Genomic DNA, 26,671 nt, shown 5'->3' with positions numbered 1-26,671 from the left:
GCGTTTTTGGTGTCCGATCTTGCGTCACCTTCGGGTGCCGAAAAATCGAACAGCTCTAGGTTGTGCCTTTGTGGATTGCTTCGCTCGTTACCGTCCTTTTGCATCGTGTTTATTTTGGTTTGGTAAAAACCATGACAGTGGTTTGTTTGGGGGCCAGTATGCTGGCGTGGTTCGATCGGGTTGCGTTTAAACGTTGCGAGACCCATTGATGGGTAGCTCCGATGTCGGTGTTCTTTTTGGCACCAAGTTTTTTGCCGATCGGCTTGGGAAGCAACGAGAGCAGGCCTTTGGCCGCCTTTTTAAACGTGATTCGTTTGTGGAATTCGCAGTGATGAGTGAAGTCCAGTGCGGCTGCTTTGGCGGCAGCTTGCCATTCGAACAGCCGGTACTCGTGTTCGCCATTGTCACGACGGGTCAGCACAATGTCGGTCGGGTACCCGTTCGCCTTTAGAAAACTGGTCGAGTAAACGTGGTCAAGCAAGGCGTTGACATCGTCATCGGTTACCGAGTTGGGGTGGCAGCGGTCGAAACAGATCAGGACGCCACCGGGTTTCAGCACTCGAGCGCACTCGGTCATTGATCGCGGAAGGTCGTCGGAATGATGCAGCGAATCATGCTCGACCGCGAAGTCAAGTGAATTGTCAGGGATCTTCAAATCGTCAAACGACCCGATGACCGGGATGACTTTGGCAGCGTCGTCGCCGAGCACCGAGGCGGCGACAATTTCGATCAATACATCGAAGTTCTCGCAAACCTCTAGCCCCAATACCGCTTTGACGTTTTCCCGTTTGGCTGCTACCGCCGCCAACAATGCACACCCCGATCCCAGTTCAATTCCATAGCCGTGAAGAGGTTGCTTGAGTAGCTTTTGCTCCACAAGATCCACCAACTCGCTCATCGCGGCATCGGTCATGTAGACGTAGCGTCGGCTAATCACTTCGGCACTTTCATGAGCCAATTGAGTTGCCAATTGATTCCGATAGCTGACTTTGACCGCGGCTTCCAATTCCGCCTCAATTGGCCAGCGAATGGCCGATTGAGTGGTTTGGTAATCGCGGATCAATTCTTCGATCGTCTGCTGTTCACTCAAGATGTTTGAATGGATGTCTTCAGTTGCCATGCGTTGCTCCGCGTATCGTCACTGGTTTGAACGGTCCAATTTGTGTTCGGATTTATCATTGCGTCGACTGGACTGCTGTCACCAAACACGTCCAATGGGAATGCATTGGATTGGTGTTTGGATGTGTCGACATCGGCCATCATCATTTTGAAGTAGACCGAGTACATCCCAGGGCTAAGCCAAAGCGCTGGGAAATTCACCGAAACGCGATGTTTTCCAGCAGGAACTTCATCACGAAACCCAAGTTCTTCACTTGTTTTGCAGACTGCAATCAACTGTTGATTCCGCATGTCCGAGAATAGACAAAACAGGCGAAAACCACTGACCGCGGTGTCAAGTTTGAAGGTCGTTGAAAGTTCAAACGGTTCGCTCTGATTGAGTGAATTTGAATCGCCGCTATCTAGCACGACCCGTCCAAACACGCTGCGGCCGTCCTGGTCTTCGCTGGGCTCGTTTGAACCCAACAACCCTAGATCAGCGTAGTAGTCTTGAATCACCGTTTGCACGTCGCCCTGCGAAACCACTTGACCGCTTCGCAACATGATTCCCCGCGTGCACAACGAGCGAATTGCTGCCATGTTATGACTGACGAACAAGACCGTACGTCCCTCTTTGGCAACGGATTCCATTTTGCCAATACACTTGTTTTGGAACTGAACGTCACCGACCGCCAGCACTTCGTCGACCAGCAGGATCTCGGGTTCTAAGTGAGCTGCCACGGCAAAGGCCAACCGTAAGTACATTCCGCTTGAATAACGCTTGACCGGTGTGTCGACAAATCGTTCGACGCCGGCGAAGTCCACAATCGCATCAAATTGCTTTTTGACCACACTGCGAGGCATTCCTAGAATCGCCCCGTTGAGAAAGATGTTTTCCCGTCCAGTCAACTCGGGATGAAAACCGGTGCCGACCTCCAATAGCGAGCCGACACGACCACGCAGGTCGACAAATCCGACGGTGGGATCGGTGATCCTCGACAATACCTTCAGCAGGGTGCTTTTTCCCGCACCATTGGATCCAACGATTCCCACGACATCCCCGCGTTTGATTTCAAACGAGATGTCTTTGAGTGCCCAAAATGAATTGTTTTCGCGTCGTTGCCGTAGTTCTTTTAACCCACCGCGGACCGCCCCAGCTGCGTTCCTCGACAAGTCCACCAGCGACTCTCGTAGTGTGCTATAGCTTTTTTGTTGAGCACCGATGCGGTATTGCTTGCCAATACCCTCGGCGTGAATTGCCAGATCTGATTTCATGATGCGACCAGTTGTTTCATCGAGTTGCAGCAAAGGCCTAGATTGATCCACTGCCAGACGTAAAAGCTATTGTCGCTTTCGCCTTTTTGGTATTCGTCCCATTCATCGCGTACCGAGCGAGCGTCGAGCCACTGTCCTCCGTACGTTTGCAGTGCAGAGTTGATGTTTGCATCGGCCCAGTCTCGCAAGTCTTCGCGTAGCCATTCTCGCTGTGGCGTTTGCAGTGGACGCTTGGGAGCTTCGACCACGCCACCGGGCATCAAACGAGCCACGATCTTGCGAAGCAATCGCTTCTGGATTCCGTTGGCGATCTTGCGGTCGGCAGGTTGACGCAGCGCCAATTCGAAGAGCCGATGATCAAGGAAGGGTTCACGCAGTTCGGTGGATGACCGCATCGAGACACGATCATTGAATCGTAGGGCTCGCGGGATTTTGGTGTGCATCGCGTCTCGGTATTGCAAGTTCCGCAGTGCATCGGGGTAGCGTGTGGGAGCTTGAAAGGATTCCGCGGTCGCCCTGAATTCTTTACTTAGGCAGTTCGGGCGGGTGGCACCCTTCTTTGCGGCTTGTACCGTTCCAACCTCTTGGATCTGAGCCGTTCCATCGAGGACTCGCTTGTAATAATCGTAGCCGGCCCATTGTTCGTCGAGGCCTTGGCCATCCAACAGGACGATGACGCCTTCTTCGCGGGCGCGGGAAAACAGTTGGGCATAGGCAAGCGTCGGCATGCCGCCGAACGGTTCGTCCTGGTGCGATTGCACGGACTCGGCCAATTCCGGCACGTCGCTTGGACGCAGTGTGCACTGGATTGATGGATGTTTCGTATGTGCCAACATCTGTTGCACCCAGGGCAATTCATCATACCGTTTGTCACCGGTAACAAACGTAAACGCTTTGACTTCGCTTGATTCGCCCTGCAATTCTTGAACCAACCCCAGCAGCGCCGAGGAATCCAGACCACCGCTTAGATTGACGCCCACGGGCACGTCCGAACGGAATCGAAGCCGGGTGCTCTCTTTCAGCAGCTCCAGATACTCTTCGGCTACCTCGTCTTCGGATCGGCTGTCGAGCGTTTGCCCGGAACGTTCGGCCAAATCGTACCAACAAGCGATCTCAAGTTGATTGTTTTGGATCGTCAGTTGATGCCCCGCCGGCAAGGAGGCCACGTCACGCCAAAACGTTCGCGAGCTGTGTTCATACACGCCTGCGGTCAAGTAGGTTGCCCAAGCGGTCGTGTCGGGCTGAGTCACCAAGCCTGCGGCTCGCAGCGCTCGGATTTCGCTGGCAATCAGCCACTGGCCCGAGGGTGACTTGGCGTAATACAGCGGTTTCACACCAAAGCGGTCGCGGGCCGCAAACAATCGCTGTTTCACCTCATCCCAAATCATTAGCGAGAACATGCCGATGAAACGATCCAAGCACGATTCACCCCAGCGTTGGTAGGCTGCCAAGATGACTTCGGTGTCACTTTGGCTGCGGTAGGGATAATCGCGAAGTTGGGCGCGAAGTTCTAGGTAATTGTAGATCTCGCCGTTAAACGCAATCTTGTAGCGACCGTCGGCCGATGCCATCGGTTGCGCACCGGCGTCTGACAAATCAATGATGCTAAGCCGGTTGTGCCCCAGCCCTGCGGACCGAGTGGGGTCGATATAGATCCCCGAGGCATCGGGACCACGATGGTGCTGGCTGGCCACCATCGCTTCCACATCAGCTCGGGCTACCGAGTTACCGAAGATTCCTGCAATACCGCACATAGTTTTTCAGCGAGAAACATCTCTGTCTTGATCATCGATTCGGTCGTGCATCCGCCAATGTGAGGCGTGATTAATAGCCGTGGATTTTGACGGGCAAACTGAACCAATGGATGGTCCGACATACCGCTTGTGCGTTCTTCGCTCAGCACATCCACTGCGGCGCCCGTCAGCTTGCCGCTTTGCATTGCATCAAGCAACGCGGTTTCATCGACAAGTTCACCACGCGATGTATTGATAAACCAAGCACCCGGCTTCATTCGATCGAATTGCTCTTTTCCAAAGAAGCCCTGCGTCTGTTCGCAAAGGTTGACGTGCAGCGTGACGATGTCGGATTGCTCGAGCAGCGAATGCAAAGGCATCATTTCGACATACTCGGGAACTTGGTCCTGTTGGACGTTGGGGTCGACGGCAAGCACACGCGTGTCAAATGCGTGCAAGTACTTGGCGACCACGCGGCCGAGTCGGCCGAACCCGACAATCCCCACGGTTTTGCCATGAAGTTCACGGCCGCAGAACAGGTCGCGATTCCAATCTCCTGCAATCACATGCTCGGTCGCGGCGGGCAGTTTGCGTAACAGAGCCAACATTAAACCGATCGTGTGTTCGGCGGTAGCACGAATCTCTCGTAGAAAATCGACTTCGCCACGCAGCGATACCACTTGGACGCCGTGCCGCTCGGCGGCTGCCAGGTCAATGTGGTTAAGCCCCGTGGTTGGCGAGGCGATGACACGTAGATTACGAGCGGCAGCGAACACTTCTTCATCGATTTGATGCCGCAGTCGTATCCATAAGGCATCGACCTGTTCGATCGCGGATAGCAGTTCCGGTCGATCCAGATCCGCAAGCGTCAGCTCACCGATGGACCGCAAACGATCAGCGGCCTGGACCGAAAATCGTTTCGATTCACTTACTAAAATGCGGTCACTCATTGTACCGATTCGCCCCATCCCAGGCCGGTTGTGATCAACCACTCGGCCATCTGCATGTCAAAGGGAGTGTCGATGTTGCACGCGCGTTCCGGAGGCACGATCCAAGCACGACAATCCTGGCCTTTGAAGGAATGTTGTTCCATCAAGACCGATGTTCGCGTGAGATAAACCGAGCCTTCACGCAAATACAAGGGACGCAGATCTTGGCGACGTTGTCCTTCAAACTCTTCGGCAAAGGGGGGATCGATGACATGACCGCCGTCATCGATAAACTTCATGCGGGCGGGATGTTTTTCGCCAACGTCGACAAACGAGATCACCGAATCCGCTGCGGTGGTTTCAAGCAAATCGATCGCGCCGTCAATGTCCGCAGCTAATCGCAATGGGTGAGTCGGTTGCAGCGTGAATATGGCATCGTAATGTTCGCCATGCGATTGGACGAACTGCACCGCATGTTGAATCACTGGCAACGAGGGAGTGTTGTCTTTGGCCAATTCATCAGGCCGCAGAAACGGAACGTCGAGCCCGCACTCGCGACCGACCGCTGCGATCTCTTCGTCCTCGGTGGTCAGAATCACGCGTGTCAGTTTGGACGCGGCCAATGCGGCATCGGCGGTGTATTGCAGCAAAGGTTTTCCACACAGCATTTGCACGTTTTTGCGTGGGATCCCCTTCGAACCGCCCCGCGCGGTTACGATTCCAAGGACACGCATTCGCTACTTTTTCCGTTTGTAGGTTCGGTTGATTGCGAGGACGGTAAACTGCCATTTGCCGAGGCATCGGCCGCTTCGTTTTCACGGTAGATGTAATCCAAACGCTTTTGGACGTAAGGACTTAGCCGAGAAAGCGACTCGGCAATCCGATCGGAAACAAACCCATCGCCGTACAATTGGCTTGCGGGATAACGTCCCTTGGATACCTGCTGCAGAATTGCTTGTTCGATTTTTTCCGCTTCGGGAACAACGGGAGTCACGTGTTGGTCGGTTTCGCGACCTTCTTGACGATTGCCCACCAGGACAACGGGCGTTCCAAAGAAACCCGCATCGCGAACGAAGCTGCTCGAATTGCCGATCGCACAAGTCGCATTGGCAAGCACTTGCAAATAATCTTCGGGCATCAAATTGATCAGCGTACGCAACCATTCGGGGCGATGTTTGTCACGAAATCGCCGAATGGTTTTGCTGACGTGATCGCTACCGGCGTCGATGTTGGGCCACATCAACAGCGTCGGCATGCCCACCGCGTGTAGCGCCGAAAGCAGGGATTCCATCTGCTTGGCTTCGCCGCCGTATTCGGTCGTCGTGGGATGAAAGATCACCAAGGCGTAGGGATCGTTGATATCGATCTCGGCCCCGCTGCCTTTGGAGTTGATCAAATTCTGGCAATCACGTCGTTGCAAAGTTCGCGCGATGTCGCTGCTCGGGCAACCGATCGCCAAAATGGTTTCGGGTTTCTCGCCCATGCGAATGAGATAGTCGGCCGCACGTTGGGTGCTCGGGAAATGGAAATGAGCAAACTTACTGATTGCATGCCGAGCGCTTTCATCGATCGACCCCGAGACTTCGCCGCCTTGGATATGGGCAATGCACAAGTTCATGTACGCTGCGGCCATCGTCGCCGCGAGTGCTTCGTAGCGATCTCCGATAATCAACACCACATCGGGATCGAGTCGTCGAAATTCGCTGGCAAATTCCACGACACCGAAGCCGAGCGATTTCGCCATCGTGGTGGGGTTGGATCCTTCGAGTTCGACATAGATTTGACCACTGATATTGAAGCCGTCTTTCTCGACGACCCGTACCGGAAGATCGAACCGTTCCAAGACCATCGTTCCCGCGGCCAGCACTTGAAGATCCAGTTCCGGACGTGATGCAATCGATTGCATTACTGGTTTCAAACGGCCGTAATTGGCACGGTCGACCAGCACGACACAGATTTTGCGTCGAGCCCCATTGGTTTCGCTGTGATTACTCAAGATCGTCCTCGGCTAACAGAGTGTCGGCGGCAACCGCAGCTTTCAGCTTTCGATTGAAAATTTCTGGTAAACGTTTCGCTGGTATGCCGTTGCCTGGCTTTTTCAAAGTCAAGTGTTCGGGGCTGAGGATCGTTCCCGCTGCTAAATCGCAACGCGTCACAACACTTTTCCCGAATAAATCACGCAGCGGCGTTAGTTCCTTGGCCATCGCATCCTTGTTGACGGGGTTGGCGATCATCGTTTCGATAAAGCGGACCCCTTGGACCAATTGAGCCAGTTCACCGGTGGTGACCGATGCAGGAACGTCTGGACCGAACGTTTCGCGGCTAAATGTGACATGCACCTCAAGCACATTGGCCTGTAACGTTGCCGCAGCCAAGCTGGGATAGATCGTGCCGGAGTGATCCGATAATCCCACTGGGCACTCGTATCGATTTCGCAGTTGTTCCATCACGTTTAGCCCGATCTTTTCTGGCGGGCAGGGATAGGCGGTTGTGCACTGCAGCACTGCCACCTCGGCGGCATGTTGGCGAACCGTCTTCACGGCCGCATCAATTTCTTCGATCGGGTTCATGCCGGTCGACAAAATACAGGGCAGCTGGGTTTGGGCCATTTGCCGAAGCATCGGTAGGTTACCGACCTCGCCCGATGCCACCTTCCAAACAGAAACTCCGACTCGTGTCAACAATTCGACTGCTTCGCTGGAAAAGGGCGAACTGAGAAACCACAATCCTACCTCGTCGGCATGTTGTTTCAGCCCCTGCCACTGAGACTCGGTGAACTCCATCCGTTGCCAGTACTCGTAACGAGTTTCATCCTGCGGACTGAATTTCACTCGCCACGGTTCGCCGGGAGTCGATTCCGCCGACGCGATATGCGTTTGAAACTTCACCGCGTTCGCACCCGCTTTGGCAATGGCATCGATGTAGGCATGCGCCGTACCGAGGCTGCCATCGTGCGCTTGCGCTACTTCAGCGATGATCAAACAAGCATCATCCCCAAGGGATAATCTTCCGATGTCAGACGACGTCGGCAAAGGACTTCTCCATACGGCGGAAATAAAATGCACCCGAAATCAAAATCAGAATCGAGACGACGGTGGAAACGGCAATCATCGGTCCCGGTGCGGTGTCGGTGCCGGCAAGCGCCCAACGGAATCCTTCCACAACGCCTACCATCGGGTTGATTCCGTAAAGCGTTCGCCAAGGTTCTTCCAGCATGCTGCTGGGATAAACCACCGGGGTCGCGAACATCCACAGCTGGGTGATGAATGGAAGCACATAGCGAACGTCACGATAGCGAACGTTCATTGCGGATAACCACAGTCCGACCCCTAGCGACGTCATGAATGCAAGTAGCAACAGAAAGGGCAGCACGATCACATTCCACGTTGGCGCGATGCCAAAGTAGAACATCATCAGCACCAACACGGAAAAGGCCAAGGCAAAATCCACCACCCCGCCGAGCACGGTCGAGATCGGCAACGCCAATCGAGGAAAGTAAACCTTCTTCAATAGGTTTGAGCCTTGAACCAGACTATTTGAGGACGCCACCATCGCGTTAGCAAAGAAGGTCCAGGGGACCAAGGCCGCGAAGGAAAAGATTGGATAGGGAACGCCGTCAGATGGCATTTCGGCAAGCTTGCCAAAGAAAAGGGTGAATACCACCATCGTGCTGAGTGGTTGAATGATGGCCCAGGCGGCCCCAAGTAAGGTCTGCTTGTAACGGACTTTGATGTCACGCCACGTCAAAAAGTACAGTAATTCACGGTACTCCCATAATTCACCCAGACGCAGTGGCATCCAACCCTTGGCGGGTTGGATCCGAATGACCTCTTGGCCGATCGGATCGGTTTCGATCGCGGTGCTCATCGTGTTGCTGGTTTACTCGTATTCGCCATCGGGGATCGTTCTGCTGTTAGCGGGACTTGCATCCTATCCAATCGGTTCGGCAGAGGTGGCAAGATTATCACTTCCCACTTCCACATTCTCTGACTGTAGTTCGTCGTTTGGATATTGAAATGCAATTGCCATATCGCACATCGTCTTGCGAATAACCGCGTCGTCTTCGCCGACTAACTGTTGAAGCTTCTGTTGCAAACTGCGAATTTCTTCGGTGCTGAACGATTGGTGATAGGCCGTCTTCACCTTGGGATGAAGCGTGGGCATCATTTCTTCGTGTTCCATATAAAGTTCTTCATACAGTTTTTCGCCTGGGCGAATGCCTGTGTACTCGATCTTAATATCGTCTTCATTTAAGCCGGACAAGCGAATGAGGTCTTTGGCCAAATCGAGTATTTTGACTTGCTTGCCCATGTCTAATACAAAGATTTCTCCGCCTTTGCCCATGCTGGATGCTTGTAGCACCAACTGAGAGGCTTCGGGAATCGTCATGAAGAAGCGAGTCATCTCGGGATGAGTGATGGTAATCGGTCCGCCGTTGGCAATTTGCTCTTGAAAGATGGGGACAACGCTACCTGCGGACGCCAATACATTGCCAAATCGGACGACGACAAATTTGGTTTTTGATACTTCGGCTTTGGCGTGCACAAACCGTTCGGCCAATTGTTTCGACACTCCCATGATGCTAGTCGGTTTGACCGCTTTGTCGGTTGAGATCATCACGAAACGCTCGACATCGTACTCGTGACAAAGGTCCACCAGACCTGCGGTGCCGAGCACATTGTTTTTTAGTGCACGTGACGGATTCAATTCCATCAAGGGCACATGTTTGTGAGCGGCCGCGTGGAACACAATCTCTGGCTGGTAGTTTTCGAACAGCGTTCGCATCCGATGTTGATCACAAATGTCCGCGACAAAGGGCACGCAAATGTCGCCATAGTCGCGAATCTTCATTTCACGATCGATCAAAAACAACGCGTTCTCGGCACGTTCGACCAAGATCAATTGGGCGGGGTCACAGCGGGCAATTTGGCGACAAATCTCCGAGCCGATGCTGCCTCCGGCGCCCGTTACGACCACGCGTCGACCTTGCAACATTTCTCGCACCGGTTTCGAATCAAGTTCGATCGGGTCGCGACGCAAAAGGTCATTGATTTCAACATCGCGGGTTTGGAAACGGAACGATCCATTGATCAGTTCGTCGACCGGCGGAACCATTTTGACTCGGATCTTGGCTTGTTCGCAGCGATCAATCAGTTCGCGAAGTTGTTGCCCCGGCAACACATTGGAAATGATAAGCAGGTCTTTTGCGTCGTGAGCGCGAGCGTGCTCGACCACGTCCTCTGGACTACCTAAAAAGGGAATGCCGCCGATTCGCAGTCCATGTTTATGTTCATCATCGTCTAAGAAACCAACGATATGAAAATCGAGGTTGGGATGGCTATGGATCTGTCGAGCCAGCAATTCGCCTCCCTGCAACGCACCGATCAGAAGTGTCGGTTTGCGATCATTCAATGACAGTGCGGGCCATACCATTTCTTGGCTAAGCCGGTAAACGCTTCGCAATCCGCCGACAAGCAGAATTGTAATTCCCCAATCCATCAGCAAAACCGAACGTGGAATTTGATACTGCTGACTAAACAAGTAATCCACCGCGGCAATCAGGATACTCGCGACCGTCGAGGTGCGTAGTAAAATCGCCAAGTCGGTAAATGTAATATAACGCCACCATCCATGTAGGCTGCCGATCAAGTGAAAGATCGACAACTTGATGATCAAAATCCAGGGCAGCATGCTCCAGAAGTCTTCGCGAACATTCGCTGAGATCACCATGTCGAATCGTAGCCGCAAGGCGATTTCGTATGACAATACGAAAATGACCAGATGGGCCAGAATCAAAAAATAGATTCGAACTGGTAGAATCCGATGCAAGGGCGTGTTCTTTTTTGCACTCATGATCAAGACGCTTTAACGATGTGAGCAAATTCAATGAGAAACAGCGGTGCTTTGCCGAACTAGCCGTAGCCAGTTTCGAATTCTTTCAGCGCGGACTTCGTCCACCTGGGTGACACCCACGAATTGGCGGGTGGTGTACCCTCAGCATGGGGTCATGCTAGTTGTAAAGCGCTCCGATTCAATGGGCTAATCCCCCATTCCACTGCAAAACAATGGTGATTAATGAATCGTGCGGAAACGCTTTGCTGATGTATTGATTAATGAAGTTAGTGACGGCTGCGCAGCGACCACCTTCAACCGAAACGTGGCTAGTTTCGCATTGAATAGAGAGGTCGAGCCAGCGTCGATGATTAGCTCGTAAGGCTGGCGGATTTAGTTACATCGAAATGCATCTGTTATTCAAAACGCCTCGCGTAGTCGTAGCTTCCGTACGTTTTTGCATAGCTCCGTGTGGGCACTCCGTTGAGTACCGTGCCCAGCGGTTTAATGCCTGCTTTTGTGAGACGATCATGAGCGATTTTTACTTGGCCTTCGCGACTGATGTTGCGTCGAGTGCAAAGCAGCGAGCCATCAGCACATCGAGCAAGTAAAATCGCTTCGGATGCAGAAAGGATGGGAGGAGTATCAATGACGATATAACGATATTTCGCTCTTAATTCACTAAAAATCTTATGGAGGGATTCACGTGTCATTAATTGATGTGGGTTCACTCGCAGTCGACCTGCGGGCAGCAAGTGGATTTGGTCGCTCCAGTCGCGAATGACCGCTTCATCAAGGGTCGCGCGTCCTTCCAGGACGGAAGTCACCCCAAGGTTGTTTGATACTTGAAAAATATTGTGAATATCTGGAGCGCGAAGGTCGCCGTCGACCAACAGCACTGGTTCGCCAGTAGCCCGGCCGATGCTGACGGCAAGCTGCGACGAGATACTGGACTTGCCTTCGCCATGAACGGCACTGGTCACGACAAGGGTCTGGATGTTGTTGTGTTTTTCGCCAAGCAGCAGGCCAACTCGAAGGCTATCAATGCTTTCTTCAAAGATGCTCATCGCTTTGGTTTGTCGCGATCCAATCGAAATGGTTCGCACTGGCAGTTTGGCAACTTCGCTAACCGAGGTTTGTGCGGTGCTGCTGGTCAACTGCTCGACATCACTGATTGGCTTGGTTGATAATTCCCATAGCAATGCGAGGCCAAACGGAAGACACCCGCTCAGAAAGGCAGCAATTGCCATGTTGCGAAGTGGAAAACTTGCAACCGGGTGAAGAGTAGGCTCGGCGGGCTGCAGCAGGACAATTCGGCCTGGAGCACGTGATTCGGTGGTCAGTGCCATCGATCGTTCGGCAATCAAGTCGAACACCCGTTCTTCGCGCTCGAGTTCCGCGCGGGCAAATTCGAGTTCGAGTAGCTTGTTGCCGGATTCGCCCGCAGTACCAAGCATCTCTTCGTATCGCAGTTTCAACAGGTTCTCGAGCACAAGCTGGGTTTCGAGTCGTGCTTCGAGTTCGTGCAGCGTATCGCGACGATCGAGTTCTGCGAGCGACTTTAATTGGTCGGTGATCTTGGGGCGGCTGCTGGCAACCGCTCGCTTGAGACTCTCTTCGTATCCTTTGACTTCGGCTTCCAAACGCAAATAGGATGGATCGTTGCGTCCTCCTGCTGCGGTGCTTTCGACACGATGCATCATGGATTTGCGTTCCGCAATCATCGCGCGTAGATCAAGCACTTCTTGGCTTTCACCCACCGCCATTTCCACATCGACCTCGGCGATACGAAGATCCTCTTTGGCAATCGCTTCACGGATCGCGGTGATTTCCATCTCAAGCATTTTGCGATCGACCTCGGCCGCGGTTAGCCGTTCGCGAAGTCGTTCTAGTGGCCCTGCACTTGCCTGCCCACCATTCTTTTGCGGCATTCCGGTGTACGGATCCATGCCCACCACGTCTTGCCCGAGTTGCCGCATCTTTTCACGTAGATTTTGGATCTCGATGCTTCGCGCTTGCTTCTCTTGCCCCAAAAGTTCGAGGACCCGCGCGGTTTGGTCTTCGTTGTCCTTTGCTCGAACGGCAAAATAAGTATCGAGAATCGCATTGACGATTTTCGCAGAGGACTCGGGATCGGATGTCTCGAGAGAAATGTTGTAGAGTTCCGAGCTGCCAACCTGCTGGACCCGAATGTTATTGGTCAACCAAGCAATTGGCTTTTCTATCGATTGAAGTCCCGGTAACTCGGCGATCTGTGGATCTTCGAGCACCTGCTCGGCGACAAGGGAACTTCGGATCAATTCAATTTGAGTCTCTGTGAAATCCTCTGGATTCATTTGAGGCTCAGGTGTCGTGTACGCAATGAAAGGTGCGTAACTTGCAATCTTCATGACTGCAGTTGCTCGATACACCGGAGTGAACGTCATTAAAACTGCAGCGGCCGACAACCCAGCCAAGATGATGGCCAATGGGATGGTTAGATACCAATAGGTCGTCAGCGAATGAATAAGGTATCGCGGACCAACCAACGACTCGGCATCATGTCCCGTGGTCGCATGATGATAGATATAGGTGGGAGAGATCTCGTGGTCGTTTACAGGAATCAACGAGCGACTACTTGCGTCGGGCGATGCCGTATCGACGAAATCGTTGTTACTCAAAAAACCAATCTCCCGCTTACGATTGATGACGATGATCACATCACTTCAATCGAATCATCTCATGGTGCTAATCAAATGGTGACTATCAAGCTGTTATTGGTCATAGCTTGTTCATCCTTTGTTCTCACAGGTTCCTTAAACGCTTGCTGCCGACGTTCTAATATCTCGGTGGTGTAAACGAGATGAATCTTTTTAGAAGTCGCCGCTAAAATCTCATGTAGTTGTTCTAACCGGTGCATCGTTGCCAAAGGCAGGGTGGGGTAAACCAACCTACTCAGGCTCGAGGGGATTACTAGTCAGGTTTCCGCAACAAATGCTTTCCGGTTTCTGGTCGATGCAAGAGAATAAGGTGATGGTCAAAAACCACATAATTTTCGCAGTGCGTATCAAATCGTGCTGAATCGAAAATTATGGGTGAGAACGACCGCCGTCATTGCAGTTGTTGGGCCGACGTCTACGATCATAAGCCTGGCGGTGGGGGAGGGCAAGCAAGTACCACCCGTCGCCGGCGACTTTTGAGAGGCAGGGATGTGGTCGATCGCAACCTAATCAGTCGGCAAGGGGGAACGAATCCTCATTGCTTGCGGCCATGGAGGAAACTGCTTTCTGTATTTTCCTGTGCGGTAAGTTTTGGATTGGACAGTAGGATTGGCGGAAAATTGTGCAGCCTGATGGGTGGGCATCCAGTCAGCTTGATTTGCTACCACGGCGATTTTTGATTTGGTGAGCACCAAAATGTAAAGCCGGTATTCTCACCTTGCGGGCGGCTTGATTGGCCGATGATTTTTTTCACGGTCGGGCAATTTTTCTTCGTATCGAAGGGCTTTGTTCTGGAAAGCGGAAGGTGCTGTATTTCGGCACACAAATGATAGGCATCCCTTAGCGATCGACGGTCGGTTCTTTCGCTGCGACAAAGCATTCGTCGCGACAGCGTGTGAATTTCCCGGCGTATGTCCGACGAGTTTTCAGGATGCCGGCTGCTGAGGATGTGGACCCTATCGGGTTAAAACCGCGATGTTCAAAAAGCGCGGGGCCACGGAGCGGGGCCACTGAATCGCGCCACTGAATCGCGCCACTGAATCGCGCCACTGAATCGTGCGGCCGTGGAAATGCGATTCACGGCCAAATCCAGCGGCCCAGGATCCTTTTTACCGCACGCGGCGCTGTCGCTAGAGTTTGCCCAACCCGCACGCGGCACGCATTACGAACAACCGGTGTGTTGAGCGCAATCCGAGGCAGAATTCGAAAAGATCGCGGTTGAGCCCACGTTTCGGCGGGGGGGAACTGCCCGCTCGACGATAAATCCTGTGAGCGAATTCCAAGATGAATCGCCGAGGTGGCCAAGCATAAGCGAGTCGGTCATGGAAGCAACGAGGCTTCCGCGACCCAACCTTTCGCGGTGCTGGCCGTCGTCGGACTCATCGTGGCAAGGTGCAAAATACAGTGAATTGCGGGAAATGCTTGCAATTTCAGTTTGCTGGCGCCTGGATCGTTCAACGCAGCAAGGTTTCCACCCTTTTTCATGTTGGGTGGTCCTCCTTGTCGCAACCCCAACAAATTGAAACCGGAGCAAGGACGTTGCCGGATGTTTTTGGGTGCCTCCAGAACAACGCACGGATGTGACTATGTCTCAATTCAAATCACGACCTTTTGTAGTCTCTCTACAAATGTTCGCGGCAATCTGCCTGTTAAGTGGGGTCGGATGCCAAGGGCTCAAAAAGAGTCACCATGCGTCACAGGTTTCTGTGGTGCCACCCGAAGTGGCGAATATGCCTCGCGAGTTGGCCAAGACAGTGATGCCGGATTACATCATTGAGCCGCCCGATATCTTGACGATCGAGACGGTGCACGCAGTACCCAAGTCGCCTTATACCTTAAAGGTGCTTGATGTGTTGTCGGTGCGAGTCCAAGGAACATTGCCTGAAGGGCCGATCGGTGGCGGTTACCCGATCGAACCCGGCGGGGTGATCAACCTCGGAGCTCCTTACGGGGTGGTCTCGGTTTCGAGCATGACGGTACCGCAGGCCCAGGCCGCGATCGAGGAACATCTAAAGAAATATTTGAAGAAACCTGAAGTCGCGGTTTCGCTCGCCGAACTTGGTGCATCCCAGCGATTGGTCGGGCAATACCTTGTCGGTCCCGATGGGACCGTCACCCTCGGCAGTTACGGCAGCGTGTCCGTGGTCGGCATGCCGTTGGCCCAAGCCAAATGGGCGATCGAACAGCACTTGTCGCAGTTCTTGGAAGAACCAGTCATCTCGGTCAACGTCCACGCATACAACAGCAAGGTGTACTACATCGTGTTGCAGGGTGCCGAGCTGGGCGATGCCGTCTACCGTTTCCCGATCACGGGTAATGAAACGGTTCTCGACGCGATTTCACAAATCAATGGACTTGAGCAGGTTTCGTCAAAGAAGATGTGGATCGCACGTCCGACGTCGGATCTTTGCGATTCGCAAATCCTGCCAGTCGATTGGCACGCGGTGACCGAGTGTGGTTCCGCCAATACGAACTTTCAACTCATGCCAGGCGACCGTTTGTTTGTCCAAGAAGACCATATGGTCGCGTTCGACAACAAGCTTGCCAAAATGTTCGCTCCGTTCGAACGCATCATGGGCTTCTCGCTGCTCAGCGTTGGTACGGCGACCCGTTTCTCCGGAAGCGTGCTCAAGGGCGGCGGGAATCCAAATGGATTCGGTGGCGGATTCTAGCCTGAGTCATTGTTAGGTCTGTGTGGGAACCGAGGACATTTGCTGGGCCATCCAAAGCGATGCCCAGCAAGCTGATTCCTCTGCTGAACTGAATCAATCTACATGTGTCAATTTTTGAAAAAGTAAGCGGTGACAACGATGCGACGACAATCCCAAACTCAACTGACTGCGGCGGTGGCGATGACGCTTGCCGTCACAATCAGTGCCAGCGTTGGCTGTGTGTCTGTGCACCACGACTGGGCGCAGCACTGTGGGTTCGACAAGTTGCGTGAAAGCAAAAAGTCGTACTACCACTGTGCTCATTGCGGCCAAATCGTTGCAAATCCCCATGCGAAATGTTGCCCGCACTGTGCCTACGTCAAACCGTACTACGGTTACGAGCCCACATGTTGGAACAAGTTTCCTGAGGGATGGGGATGCCCCAATGGTGCCCAAGCTTGTCACCCCGAGATGCTCGAAATGGTGCCGCCGGTCGAATACATCGACGGGATCCCGGTCGACATTGATCACGTTCAGATTCAACACGGTCCGCAACATGATCCCGCGACCAGCGAATCGATCTCTGCACCTCACATCGCGGTGGAAAACGAGCACGCAATTCCGAGTGCAAGTGACCGAATGGCTCCTGCAGCCAACAATCGGATTGACTTGAACGTGCCCGCTTCGAAAAACATGGCCAAGCCACAGGTGCGGTCGACCGATCAAACCCAAGCGAAACCCGTCAGTCAGAAACGTGCTCTTGCGGTGCTGTCACCGATGGAAACTTCGCTCGTCGATGGAATGATCGAAGCCCCCGTGCCGGGCGCTCCGCCATCCCAATCAGCTCCATCGCAATCGGTCGCCAAGAGCACGCCGGTCGTCGACCCGCAGGGCGTGGCTGACGAACAAGGCGTGGCCAGCGAGCCAGAGCCAATGGTGATCAACTTTCCAGTTCCTTCGCCCGAGCGTGCGGTTACGATCGACAAGGTGCCCTCGGTGACTCGGGTGCCGGTTCCCCAAGTGGACAAGGATCCGGTCACAAAGACACCCGTAGCGAAGGCCCCCGAAGCAACGGCTACCGAAGCAACGGCTACCGAAGCCAAGGCCTCGGCAGCACCGGTCGCCGTCGCGAACACTACAAAGTCGCCGTCGCAGCAAGCTTCGGCAGCGGTTGCTACATCTGTGATCCCGCAAGCCAAGCAAGATCAGGCCGCGAAGCCCGCCGTCAAGACTTCCGCCACGCCGCAACACGAGTCGCCAAAGGTGCAACGGATCGCGGTTCCGCAGCCGAAGAAGAGTACGCTAGACGTCGTCGCATCGGATTCGCAAGACGAGATGCAAGCCGGTGCTCAGAACGCCACTGCGAAGTCAAGCAAGTCAGCGTCGTCCGCGTCGCAAGAATCGATCGATCTTTCCGCCGAGCAGTGGAACCGCATCATCACGATGCCCATCGCCACCGCATCCGGATTGCCAGTCGCCGAGACTTCGGCTGCTGAGTTTGACGAAATGAAGGAGTCGTTCGAGCCGGTGTCGATCCAAACTCAATCGCCAAGGATGGTTCCAACGATGACTCATTTGCCCAAGCGAGTGCCGACGATTCCTGTCGAGGAATCGATCCGCACGGGTGAATTCACGCAGCCCAGCACCACGACGAATCTACCAACGCCGGTACGACGCATTCCTGCTTCGGTCCAGCAATTGGTGGGCGAAAACTCGTCGCCGGTGACGACGTCCCAAAACGTGTTGCCCACCGGAAATGTGACGCCTGCCGAAACCGTGGCCCCGGTGGTCAATCGGATCCCGTTGGGTCAAATCGCTCCGTCCGGCATGACTTCCAACACGGTCACGCCGAAATACATCGCACCGAATCAAACGCAGTCCAGTTTGTATCCGGCTCCAGCGAACCGAATTCAGATTCGCTAAACGGACGGCGATTCCCGTAAACCTCTTGGATCGCGGTGATTGCGATCCCAAAAACACCCCACACCACTCATGGCGGTCATGAGTGGTGTGGGCGTTTCTAAGCAACGCCACGTTGCCAGCCATCCCCGTTTCGGTAGGATGAACTGCGATAGCAATGATAGCTTGATCCAGCAATTAACGGCATTTGTACAAGGGGTATCGCGTGGCACTCGAAATCAACCAGCTTCATCAAGGGGACTGTGTCGATCTGCTAAAGCGGATGGCCCCCGAGTCGGTTGATCTCTGTTTTGCCGATCCCCCCTTTAATATCGGCTATGACTACGACGTCTACGACGACAAGCGTGGCGACGAAGAGTACCTCGATTGGTGCCGCCAGTGGATTCAGGGAGTGCACCAGGTTTTGAAGCCTGATGGGACTTTTTGGTTGGCGATCGGCGACGAGTACGCCGCGGAACTCAAAGTCTGTGCCACACGCGAGGTTGGCTTTGTCTGTCGTAGCTGGGTCATTTGGTATTACACGTTTGGGGTCAACTGCAAATACGGGTTCAGCCGGTCGCACACCCATCTGTTCCACTTCGTCAAAGATCCCGAAAAGTTTACCTTCAACGCGGCGGACCCTGAGATTCGCATCCCGTCGGCGCGACAACTGGTTTACGGTGACCGGCGTGCGAATCCCAAAGGTCGATTGCCAGACAACACTTGGATTCTGCGTCCGCAAGATCTGCCCAACGGGTTCGAAGAAGATGGCGATACGTGGTACTTCCCACGCGTCGCCGGCACCTTCAAAGAACGCCAAGGATTCCATGGTTGCCAGATGCCTGAGCAGTTGCTCGGCCGGATCATCCGTGCTAGTTCCAATGAAGGAGACTGCGTTCTCGATCCTTTCTCAGGAAGTGGAACGACGTTGGTGGTGGCCAAGAAGTTGAGACGTAACTTCATCGGCACCGAGCTGAGCGAAGAGTATGCGACCAAGATTCACGAGCGACTCGATGAAACCAACGTGGGCGATCCGTTGGTTGGGCCTGCAAATCCATTGTTGAGCGCCCCGAATACGAAAAACGGAAAACGGTTGGCCGACAAGGTTTCCAAGAAGAAGTCAACCGCGAAAGGAAAGGGTAAAATGCCCAAGACCGGCAACGCCACGCAGCCAGAGTTGTTGTAACGCCGGTTTGCTCTATACCCTTGACCAGCGGCTGTCGCAGCGAGGTTCCTTTCGTGCCGTCTCTAAGAATGTTGCCTGCGTTTACGTTGGACTTGCCGCTGGGCAAAGACGAAGCGATGCGGCGGATCCGTCAGGCCATTGCAGAGCTAGACGCGATCGAAAATGCAAAGGCCGTGGGAGATTGTGCCGAGTTTTCGGTGCGGCCCGAAGAGCGGCGGTTTTGGTCGCCTCATTTGTCGGTGCAACTAAGTGATGCTCCGTCCGGGACGCAGTTGTATGCTCGCTTTTCGCCTCGGCCCGAGGTTTGGACGTTTTTTATGCTTGTCTACTTCGTCACCGCTTTTTTATGTTTGCCGGAGGCGTGTATGGTTATGTTCAGTGGTTCATGGGGGCGGCTCCTTGGGGGCTGTTGCTCATTCCGTTGGGCGGCGCTGTGATTGCCTGCCTTCATCTCGCCAGCCTGGTAGGCCAAGGGTTGAGCAAGGATCAGATGGAAAACTTGCGGGACCAGCTTGATCGCGCCGTTGCCTTCGCTCTACGATCCTCCAATCACTCAAGCTAGTGGTGCAGCAATTCCGCAGCGTCCACTCCAAACTTCGAATCCAAACTTCGAATCCCATCAAGTGTTGCAGTGCTGTAGGGTGGATGGAGACTCAATGCCTTGCAACCGGTCGCTCGTAGACCACAAACATCCGATACCCTAGCTGGAAAGAATGAGTATGCATTCGCTACAAGAGCTTTTCGACAACAACCGTCAATGGTCGCAGCGGGTGGTGGAGCAGGATCCCTCGTTCTTCGAGCGGTTGTCACAGCAGCAGTCGCCAAAATACCTATGGATTGGTTGCGCAGACAGTCGCGTGCCAGCCAATCAAATTGTGGGGCTGGATCCCGGTGAATTGTTCGTGCATCGAAATGTCGCCAATCTAGTGGTCCATTCGGATTTGAATTGTCTGTCAGTGATGCAGTTCGCGATTGAGGTATTGAAGGTCGAGCACGTGATCGTCTGTGGACACTATGGGTGTGGTGGTGTTGCCGCGGCGCTGTTTCATAAAGAGTTGGGGCTGATTGAAAATTGGTTGCGTTACATTCAAGATGTGGCCACCATCCACCAAGAACAGCTTGATGCGATTGAGGTGCCGCGACAGCGCTGCGATCGTTTGTGCGAACTGAACGTGATGGAACAGGTGATGAATGTGTGCCGCACCACGATTGTGCGTGACGCATGGCGTAAAGGCCAGAAGCTTGCCGTGCATGGTTGGGTTTATACGCTCACCGACGGTCGACTGCGTGACTTGGACATGAATGTGACCAATGGCGATGAGATGATCACGCGGTATGAAGCCACCTTGGGCAAGCTGCTCAGCTAGAGAAGCAAGTTTTCGATCGGGGGGCGTCGCAGGCTGGCCAGGCCAACCTGAACGGTTTCTTCTCGCTACCAACCGGACGGTGTCCCCGCGAACGCGATGAAACGCGAAGGCTGCGAAACGCGAAGGCTGCGAACGCAGGTGGCGTTGGGCGAATGGACTCAGGCCATCTAATCCGCCATGGTCACTAAAACGCACGGCGGCTATATTCTGCGAAGTTTTTCCCATGTATTGGACTCGGCAGAACACAACTCGCGGATGGAAAGCCGCAACAGGACGGCAATTGTGAAATACACATTGACCCTCGCAGTGGCACTGTTCCTCACTTGGCTGATCTGGTCTGGGCACTTTGAAAGCCCGTTCTTGCTCGGTTTAGGCGCGTTATCGTGCCTTTGTAGTCTGTGGATATCCAGACGGATGCGGATCGTTGACGAAGAGGGGGCCCCGGCTCAGCTAGGCGTGCGGCCATTTACCCGGTACGCGCCGTGGCTGATGAAGGAGATTCTGTTTTCCAATCTGACCGTCGCAAAAATTATTCTGTCCCCCAAAATGCGTCTGCGGCGTCGCATCGTGACGGTGCCGACGCGTGCCAGCACCGAACTCGGACGCGTCATGCTTGCCAATTCGATCACGCTGACCCCGGGGACGGTATCGGTACGAATCGAAGGGGAAAGCATCACCATCCACGCCCTGGCACTGAGCCATGATCAAGCCGATATTACCGGCGAAACCGATCGTCGAATCTGTGAATTGGAGAAGTCGTGATCAGCATCGACATGTTCGCCGTCACCTCGATTGCCATTTTAGTGACGATGACGTTAGCGTTGGTCCGTGCGATGTTTGGTCCCACGGTCTTTGATCGCGTGCTTGCGCTGAATACCTTTGGTACGAAGACCGTACTGCTGATTTGTGTGGTCGATTTCATGACCGGACGTGACGATTTTCTTGATCTCGCTCTGCTCTATAGTCTGATGAATTTCATCGGCATGGTGGCGTTATTGCGATTTGCCGAATACGGTAGTTTCAGCGACGAAGGAGTGTCACCATGAGTATTGTCGATCTGTTGAGTTGGATTCTGTTGATGACGGGAGCGACGTTTTCGATCATCGGCGGGATCGGCATTGTCCGGCTCCCTGAGTTTTTCTCGCGGATGCATGGCGCTGGAATCACCGACACGATGGGCGCGGGATTGATCGTTGCGGGCTTGCTATTGCAGGCCGGGTTAAGTCTGACCGCACTGAAATTGGTGGCCATCTTGTTCTTTTTGACCGTCACCAGTCCAAGTTCGTGTCACGCGTTGGCAAGGTCGGCGATGACGCATGGTTTGAAGCCAGTGCTTGATGGAGAGCCGTTGCCCAACGGGGAAACTCGCAGCGAGGAGACGAACAAAGCATGAGCAGTTTGATCGATTTTCCTATCCTGGCCCTGCTCGCCATCACCGCGGTCACGATTGCGCGGATGCGAGATTTGTGGGCTGCGATCATGTTCACGGGCATCTACAGTTTTTTGAGTGCGAGTTGGATGTTGATCCTCGACGCACCCGATGTGGCGTTTACCGAAGCGGCGGTCGGTGCGGGCATTGCCACGGTGTTGATGCTGAGCACGTTGGCGCTGACGGGAAAAAAAGATCGCCAACTCGCGCACGCCCCGATCATGCCTTTCTTTCTGGTTTTGATCACCGGTTGTGTGCTGGTTTACGGCACTTTGGATATGCCGCATTTCGGTGACCCAAATGCTCCGATTCAATTGCATCCGAACCCTTCCTTTGTCGAAAAGTCTCAACATGACATGCATGGTTTGCCGAATGTCGTGACCGCGGTGTTAGCCAGTTATCGTGGTTACGACACGCTCGGAGAAACGACCGTCGTGCTCACCGCCGGAATCGCCGTCATGATCATTCTTCGCAAAGAGAAAGACGATGGGGATCAAGAAGCCTCGACGGAGACGATTTCGTGAGAACATTTCCGATCATTCGTGTCGTCACCAAAATCTTGATCCCGTACATCTTGTTATTTGCATTTTATGTGCAATTTCACGGTGATTACGGGCCTGGCGGCGGATTTCAAGCAGGCGTGATCTTTGCTTCGGCTTTGATTTTGTACGGATTGGTGTTTGGGCTCGAATCGGTCAAACGCGTCGCGCCGCCGGTAGTGATCGAAAAATTGATGGCACTCGGCGTCTTGGTGTACGGGATGACCGGAGTGTTGACGTTGTCGCTCGGAGGCAACTTCCTTGACTATGCGGTGCTTGAACATCATTTCTATCCCCACCTCTTTCCCTCAGGGCAACATCTCGGCATTTTTTTGGTCGAGCTCGGCGTCGGGATCACGGTAACCTCGGTGATGACGATGATTTTCTATACCTTTGCCGGCAGGAAAAAAATCGTATGAACGTCGAACAAATCGTCGGACTGTACAACTATTGGATCGTGATCTTTCTGATGATGACGGGCTTTTACATCGTCATCGCGCGTCAGAACATGATCAAATCGGTGATCGGATTAAACATCTTTCAAACCTCCGTCTTCCTGCTTTACATCACGATGGGCAAGGTGAATGGGGGTACCGCCCCGATCATCCCGCCTCGCGTTGCCAACGGGCATGCCGCCAATGGGCATGCCGCCAATGGGCATAGCACGAATGGACATGGCACAAATGGACCTGCCGATGTGCTCGAGCATGCTCAAACCGAGCATGCCGCGGCGCCGGTTCATGAAGCGGTCAACGAGGCAGGCGAGCACGCTCATTCGATTGCTGAAGAGGTGCTTTCGCCGCTGGGTGAAATCGCTCGGCAAGCCGACCTGACGTCGCAGGCTGAGCCCCTCATTTACTCAAACCCAATGCCAAGTGTGCTGATGCTGACCGCCATTGTGGTGGGAATTGCGACGACTTCGCTGGCACTCGCGCTGATCGTTCGCATCCGTGAAGAGTATGGCACGATTGAGGAAGACAAAATCTTGGAATTGGATCGGGATTCTTGATGGAAAGTCATCTACCCATCTTGCTGATCGTGTTGCCGTTATTGGCCGCGCCGCTGTGCGTTTTGATCGGCAATCGCAAAGTTGCCTACATCGTTGCGTTGACGGTTTCGTGGTGCGTGTTCGCAATGGCGGTCGCATTGGTCGGGACTGTCCATGCCGACGGGCCGCTGCGTTACAACATTGGCAATTGGGCGCCGCCCTACGGAATCGAATATGTTGTCGATGAACTCAGCGGATTTGTGATGCTGTTTGTGTCGGCCCTCGGAGCGATCGTGCTAACGTATGCGCCGCACAGCATCGAGAAAGAGATCCCTCGGTCCAAGCACTATCTGTTCTACGCGACGTATTTGCTTTGCTTGACCGGATTGTTGGGCATGTGCGTGACCGGCGACTTGTTCAACGTCTTTGTGTTTTTGGAAATATCGTCACTGTCAACCTACGCGTTGATCAGTCTCGGGCGATCTCGACGTGCACCGTTGGCGGCGTTCCAGTACTTGATTCTGGGCAGCGTCGGAGCGACGTTTATTCTGATTGGTATCGGATTGGTCTATCAGATGACCGGCACGCTGAATATGGCCGATATCGCCACGCGATTGCCGATCGATCATGGGCCTCGAACGGTATTGGTGGCGTTTGCGTTTCTAACGATCGGTCTGTTTATCAAGATGGCCGTCTTTCCGGTGCACACATGGTTGCCCAATGCCTACACCTACGCCCCGTCGGTGGTCACATGTTTCATCGCCGCTACGGCGACCAAGGTTTCGGTCTATGCATTGATTCGAATCGTCTTCAGTCTGTTTACTCGCGAATTTGCCTTTGAAGTTTTGCCCTTGGATACCGCTTTGATGGTGATGGCGCTGGTGGGCATCTTTGCCGCCTCGACTGCTGCGATCTATCAAGACAACGTGAAGCGTTTATTGGCATATTCAAGCATCGCTCAGATCGGTTACATGCTGTTGGGCATCAGTATGGCTAACCAAGCCGGGTTGGCCGCGGGCATTGTCCACATGTTCAATCACGCCTTGATCAAGGGTGGTTTGTTTATGGTGGTGGGCTGCTTCGCTCTGCGGATCGGTTCGGTCCAGCTTACCGATTGGCGGGGTGCCGGTCGTACGATGCCGTGGACCTCGTTTGCATGGGCCGTCGGCGGGTTGGCGTTAATCGGTGTGCCCTTCACCGCAGGTTTCATCAGCAAATGGATGTTGTTGACGGCGGCCTTTGATTCGCACCATTGGTCGGTCGCAGTATTGATGTTGCTCAGTTCGCTATTGGCGTTGGTTTACGTATGGCGAGTCGTCGAAACGTTGTATTTTTCCGAGCCATCGGAGTCGGCCAAACAAGCAGTCGAGGCACCGCTGGGGATGCTGCTGCCCATGTACACCGTGATCCTTGCAACGTTGGTGTTTGGGGTGTGGACGGTGTATTCGGCTGACTTTGCTGCGGGAGCCGCGTCGCTCTTGTTAGGAGGCAAGCAATGATGTCTGCCGAATCTCTGATTTGGATCTCCGGAGCGTTGCCGCTAATCGCACTGGGGTTGATTTACGCGTGCGGTCGTTGGCCCAATCTACGTGAAACTTCGACGATCGTGGTTTCAACGCTGCTGTTCGCCGTTACCTGTCGCTTGTCAAGTTTTGTGTTCGCTGGCGAGCGACCTGCGGTCAGCCTGGGCGAGATGCTGCCGGGGTTTCGCATCGCATTTGAAGTCGAGCCACTCGGGATGGTATTCGCATTGGTCGCGTCGGGGTTGTGGATTCTGACCACGCTGTATGCGATCGGTTACATGCGAGGCCATCACGAAGAAAACCAAACACGTTTTTACGCCTGTTTTGCCATTGCCATTTTTGCCGCGATCGCCGCAGCCTTCTCTGCGAACTTGTTTACCTTGTTCGTCGCCTACGAATTGATGACGGTGTCGACGTATCCGTTGGTCACGCATCACGGGACCGCCGAAGCTCGCAATGGTGGCCGCGTCTATCTCGGTATTTTGCTTTCCACCTCAATCGCCTTCTTTATGCTGGCCGTCGCGTGGACTTGGTATGTGGCGGGGACATTGGACTTTACTGTCGGGGGGATTCTAAGTTCGGCGCATGCCAAAGAGGATATTTCAACGCTGGGGCTCGGCGTCTTGTTAGCCTTGTTTGCCTTTGGTATTGGCAAGGCCGCTCTGATGCCATTTCATCGCTGGTTGCCCGCCGCGATGGTCGCCCCGACTCCGGTCAGCGCGCTGCTGCACGCGGTGGCGGTTGTCAAAGTCGGTGTGTTTTCAGTGCTGAAGGTGGTTGTTTACATCTTTGGAATCGATCTGCTTTCAAGCACCGGTGTCAGCATCTGGTTGGCGTATGCTGCCGGAGCCTCGCTTTTGATCGCGTCGCTTGTCGCGATGACCAAGGACAACTTGAAGGCACGTCTTGCTTATTCGACAATCAGCCAACTCGCCTACATCACGCTGGGTGCCGGATTGGCAACGCAAAGCGGGGTGTTGGGTGGCGGGATGCATATTGTGATGCATGCCGTCGGCAAAATCACGTTGTTCTTTTGTGCCGGCGCGATCTACGTTGCGACGCACAAAAAAAATATCAGTGAAATGCGTGGTCTTGGTCGCCAGATGCCGTTCACCTTTGCTGCGTTTTTTGTTGCCGCGGTAAGCATCATTGGGCTGCCGCCCGGCGGTGGTGCGTGGAGTAAATGGTTCCTCGCGATTGGAACCGTCGAAACCCATCTGTACGTTTTGACGGCCGCGTTGATGATCAGTTCGCTGTTGAACATCGCCTACCTGATTCCCATTCCAATCCAAGCGTTTATGGCACCGCTGGCCGAGGAATCCGGTACACCAAGTCCGCAGGATCACGCAGGCGATCCCCATGCATCCGGCGATCATTCCCATGCGGTGACCGGCGGCATTCAAGAGGCGCCGATGATGTGTGTGGTGCCGCTGTGCGTGACCGCCATCTTGAGTGTGGTGCTGTTCTTTTTCGCAGATTGGATTTACCAAGTGCTTTTGCCGATCACGGTGGCGAGTTAAACG

24 protein-coding genes are annotated in these 26,671 nt (G+C 53.9%); 13 read left to right on the top strand and 11 right to left on the bottom strand.

All coding sequences use genetic code 11. The annotated features are described in order from the left end of the window. Nucleotides 1-109: 109 nt before the first annotated feature. From ABEA92_RS12710 to ABEA92_RS12660, 11 genes are all read right to left on the bottom strand, one after another. Nucleotides 110-1,120 carry a class I SAM-dependent methyltransferase gene (locus ABEA92_RS12710; RefSeq protein WP_345684207.1) on the bottom strand — a complete coding sequence of 337 codons (1,011 nt, stop codon included), beginning with the start codon at nucleotides 1,118-1,120 and terminating at the stop codon, nucleotides 110-112. Next, a complete protein-coding gene (locus tag ABEA92_RS12705; protein ID WP_345684206.1) occupies nucleotides 1,087-2,373 on the bottom strand; it encodes an ABC transporter ATP-binding protein in 1,287 nt (428 codons plus the stop codon). The genes ABEA92_RS12710 and ABEA92_RS12705 overlap by 34 nt, the downstream gene beginning before the upstream one ends. After that, on the bottom strand, nucleotides 2,370-4,127 hold the full coding sequence (gene asnB / locus ABEA92_RS12700; RefSeq protein ID WP_345684205.1) for an asparagine synthase (glutamine-hydrolyzing): 1,758 nt from the start codon (nucleotides 4,125-4,127) through the stop codon (nucleotides 2,370-2,372). The genes ABEA92_RS12705 and asnB overlap by 4 nt, the downstream gene beginning before the upstream one ends. Beyond that, nucleotides 4,091-5,056 carry an NAD(P)-dependent oxidoreductase gene (locus ABEA92_RS12695; RefSeq protein ID WP_345684204.1) on the bottom strand — a complete coding sequence of 322 codons (966 nt, stop codon included), beginning with the start codon at nucleotides 5,054-5,056 and terminating at the stop codon, nucleotides 4,091-4,093. Before ABEA92_RS12695 ends, asnB begins: the two co-directional genes overlap by 37 nt. Continuing rightward, on the bottom strand, nucleotides 5,053-5,769 hold the full coding sequence (locus tag ABEA92_RS12690) for an acylneuraminate cytidylyltransferase family protein (RefSeq protein ID WP_345684203.1): 717 nt from the start codon (nucleotides 5,767-5,769) through the stop codon (nucleotides 5,053-5,055). The genes ABEA92_RS12695 and ABEA92_RS12690 overlap by 4 nt, the downstream gene beginning before the upstream one ends. Continuing rightward, nucleotides 5,748-7,031, bottom strand: coding sequence for a UDP-N-acetylglucosamine 2-epimerase (gene neuC / locus ABEA92_RS12685; RefSeq protein ID WP_345684202.1), 1,284 nt, complete (start codon nucleotides 7,029-7,031; stop codon nucleotides 5,748-5,750). The genes ABEA92_RS12690 and neuC overlap by 22 nt, the downstream gene beginning before the upstream one ends. Next, complete coding sequence (locus ABEA92_RS12680) at nucleotides 7,024-8,016, bottom strand: N-acetylneuraminate synthase family protein (protein WP_345684201.1); 993 nt, start codon at nucleotides 8,014-8,016, stop codon at nucleotides 7,024-7,026. The genes neuC and ABEA92_RS12680 overlap by 8 nt, the downstream gene beginning before the upstream one ends. Nucleotides 8,017-8,050: 34 nt before the next feature. Further along, complete coding sequence (locus ABEA92_RS12675) at nucleotides 8,051-8,902, bottom strand: ABC transporter permease (protein ID WP_345684200.1); 852 nt, start codon at nucleotides 8,900-8,902, stop codon at nucleotides 8,051-8,053. A gap of 63 nt (nucleotides 8,903-8,965) precedes the next feature. Continuing rightward, the gene (locus tag ABEA92_RS12670; RefSeq protein WP_345684199.1) at nucleotides 8,966-10,783 is read right to left on the bottom strand and encodes a polysaccharide biosynthesis protein; all 1,818 of its coding nucleotides are present in this window, start codon (nucleotides 10,781-10,783) and stop codon (nucleotides 8,966-8,968) included. A gap of 500 nt (nucleotides 10,784-11,283) precedes the next feature. Next, a complete protein-coding gene (locus tag ABEA92_RS12665) occupies nucleotides 11,284-13,527 on the bottom strand; it encodes a GumC family protein (RefSeq protein WP_345684198.1) in 2,244 nt (747 codons plus the stop codon). 1,359 nt (nucleotides 13,528-14,886) lie between these two features. Continuing rightward, complete coding sequence (locus ABEA92_RS12660; protein WP_345684197.1) at nucleotides 14,887-15,051, bottom strand: hypothetical protein; 165 nt, start codon at nucleotides 15,049-15,051, stop codon at nucleotides 14,887-14,889. Between the two features lie 143 nt (nucleotides 15,052-15,194). On the opposite strand from ABEA92_RS12660, the gene ABEA92_RS12655 reads away from it, so the two are divergent. The 13 genes from ABEA92_RS12655 to ABEA92_RS12595 all read left to right on the top strand — a co-directional run bounded on the left by ABEA92_RS12655 (nucleotide 15,195) and on the right by ABEA92_RS12595 (nucleotide 26,668). Further along, nucleotides 15,195-16,238 (top strand): polysaccharide biosynthesis/export family protein, encoded by a 1,044-nt coding sequence (locus tag ABEA92_RS12655; protein WP_345684196.1) that lies wholly within the window; start codon nucleotides 15,195-15,197, stop codon nucleotides 16,236-16,238. A gap of 138 nt (nucleotides 16,239-16,376) precedes the next feature. Then, nucleotides 16,377-18,140, top strand: a complete 1,764-nt coding sequence (locus tag ABEA92_RS12650) for a hypothetical protein (protein WP_345684195.1) — start codon at nucleotides 16,377-16,379, stop codon at nucleotides 18,138-18,140. 202 nt (nucleotides 18,141-18,342) lie between these two features. Continuing rightward, nucleotides 18,343-19,302 (top strand): DNA-methyltransferase, encoded by a 960-nt coding sequence (locus ABEA92_RS12645; protein ID WP_345684194.1) that lies wholly within the window; start codon nucleotides 18,343-18,345, stop codon nucleotides 19,300-19,302. A gap of 53 nt (nucleotides 19,303-19,355) precedes the next feature. Continuing rightward, nucleotides 19,356-19,739: a hypothetical protein gene (locus tag ABEA92_RS12640; protein WP_345684193.1), complete on the top strand. Its 384-nt coding sequence runs from the start codon at nucleotides 19,356-19,358 to the stop codon at nucleotides 19,737-19,739. A 282-nt stretch (nucleotides 19,740-20,021) separates the two neighbouring features. After that, entirely contained in the window at nucleotides 20,022-20,669 is a 648-nt protein-coding gene (gene can, locus ABEA92_RS12635; RefSeq protein ID WP_345684192.1) for a carbonate dehydratase, read from the top strand. 177 nt (nucleotides 20,670-20,846) lie between these two features. Continuing rightward, nucleotides 20,847-21,431 carry a Na+/H+ antiporter subunit E gene (locus ABEA92_RS12630; RefSeq protein ID WP_345684191.1) on the top strand — a complete coding sequence of 195 codons (585 nt, stop codon included), beginning with the start codon at nucleotides 20,847-20,849 and terminating at the stop codon, nucleotides 21,429-21,431. After that, on the top strand, nucleotides 21,428-21,715 hold the full coding sequence (locus ABEA92_RS12625; protein WP_345684190.1) for an MrpF/PhaF family protein: 288 nt from the start codon (nucleotides 21,428-21,430) through the stop codon (nucleotides 21,713-21,715). The genes ABEA92_RS12630 and ABEA92_RS12625 overlap by 4 nt, the downstream gene beginning before the upstream one ends. Further along, a complete protein-coding gene (mnhG, locus tag ABEA92_RS12620) occupies nucleotides 21,712-22,062 on the top strand; it encodes a monovalent cation/H(+) antiporter subunit G (protein WP_345684189.1) in 351 nt (116 codons plus the stop codon). The genes ABEA92_RS12625 and mnhG overlap by 4 nt, the downstream gene beginning before the upstream one ends. Then, a complete protein-coding gene (locus ABEA92_RS12615) occupies nucleotides 22,059-22,622 on the top strand; it encodes a DUF4040 domain-containing protein (RefSeq protein ID WP_345684188.1) in 564 nt (187 codons plus the stop codon). Before mnhG ends, ABEA92_RS12615 begins: the two co-directional genes overlap by 4 nt. Then, the gene (locus ABEA92_RS12610; RefSeq protein WP_345684187.1) at nucleotides 22,619-23,056 is read left to right on the top strand and encodes a Na(+)/H(+) antiporter subunit B; all 438 of its coding nucleotides are present in this window, start codon (nucleotides 22,619-22,621) and stop codon (nucleotides 23,054-23,056) included. The genes ABEA92_RS12615 and ABEA92_RS12610 overlap by 4 nt, the downstream gene beginning before the upstream one ends. Then, entirely contained in the window at nucleotides 23,053-23,646 is a 594-nt protein-coding gene (locus ABEA92_RS12605; protein ID WP_345684186.1) for a sodium:proton antiporter, read from the top strand. Before ABEA92_RS12610 ends, ABEA92_RS12605 begins: the two co-directional genes overlap by 4 nt. Then, complete coding sequence (locus ABEA92_RS12600) at nucleotides 23,646-25,124, top strand: monovalent cation/H+ antiporter subunit D family protein (protein ID WP_345684185.1); 1,479 nt, start codon at nucleotides 23,646-23,648, stop codon at nucleotides 25,122-25,124. Before ABEA92_RS12605 ends, ABEA92_RS12600 begins: the two co-directional genes overlap by 1 nt. Continuing rightward, on the top strand, nucleotides 25,124-26,668 hold the full coding sequence (locus ABEA92_RS12595) for a proton-conducting transporter transmembrane domain-containing protein (protein WP_345684436.1): 1,545 nt from the start codon (nucleotides 25,124-25,126) through the stop codon (nucleotides 26,666-26,668). The genes ABEA92_RS12600 and ABEA92_RS12595 overlap by 1 nt, the downstream gene beginning before the upstream one ends. Nucleotides 26,669-26,671 lie beyond the last annotated feature (3 nt).

Source organism: Novipirellula caenicola, from assembly GCF_039545035.1.
GTDB lineage: Bacteria > Planctomycetota > Planctomycetia > Pirellulales > Pirellulaceae > Novipirellula > Novipirellula caenicola.
Note: the sequence above shows the minus strand (reverse complement) of the source record. Positions and strands in the feature narration are given on the sequence as shown.